Genomic DNA, 276 nt, shown 5'->3' on the forward strand with positions numbered 1-276 from the left:
GTGGACACGGCGTGTTCGTCGTCGCTGGTGGCCTTGCACCTGGCGGTCCAGGCGCTGCGGCAGGGCGAGTGCTCCCTCGCCATGGCCGGCGGTGTCACCGTGATCGCCAGCCCGGGTGGATTCATCGACTTCTCCCGCCAGCGCGCACTGTCCCCCGAGGGCCGCTGCAAGCCGTTCGCGGCCTCGGCCGACGGCACGACCTGGGCGGAGGGCGTCGGCCTCCTCATGTTCGAGCGGTTGTCGGACGCGCGGCGCAACGGGCACCGGGTGCTGGGT

At 72.8% G+C, this 276-nt stretch carries 1 protein-coding gene; it reads left to right on the forward strand.

Features of this window, described 5'->3' with window-relative positions:
- Positions 1-276, forward strand: a 276-nt coding sequence (locus tag GTY47_RS40050; RefSeq protein ID WP_158688499.1) for a beta-ketoacyl synthase N-terminal-like domain-containing protein, incomplete at both ends; no start/stop codon positions are given.

This window comes from Streptomyces sp. SID5464 (genome assembly GCF_009862985.1).
GTDB lineage: Bacteria > Actinomycetota > Actinomycetes > Streptomycetales > Streptomycetaceae > Streptomyces > Streptomyces chartreusis_D.